This is a genomic window from Streptomyces sp. BE20, assembly GCF_036322525.1.
Lineage (GTDB): Bacteria > Actinomycetota > Actinomycetes > Streptomycetales > Streptomycetaceae > Kitasatospora.
In genome coordinates, this window is record NZ_JAQYWW010000424.1 from 1 (window position 1) to 285 (window position 285).

At 75.4% G+C, this 285-nt stretch carries 1 protein-coding gene; it reads right to left on the reverse strand.

Features of this window, described 5'->3' with window-relative positions:
* A partial coding sequence (locus PUR61_RS03400) for an AMP-binding protein (protein ID WP_329875439.1) occupies positions 1 to 285 on the reverse strand: 285 nt, incomplete at both ends.

A 285-nucleotide genomic window follows, 5' to 3' on the forward strand; every position in this document is an offset into this window, starting at 1 on the left:
GAACCGCTCGGCGGTCAGCGCCGCCCGGTTCAGGTACCCCCGCGCCAGCTGCACCCCCGCGAGGTACAGCTCACCCGGCACACCCGGCGGCACCGGACGCAGCCGCGCGTCCAGCACGTGGGCCCGGGTGTTGTCGAGCGGTGTGCCGATGGCGGGGACGCCCCGGTGGTCGGCCGCCAACTCCGCCGCCGTCGCCCACACCGTCACCTCCGTCGGCCCGTACACGTTCGTCACCCGACCGCACCCACGCACCAGACGCTCCGCCAACCCGGCCGACAACGCCTC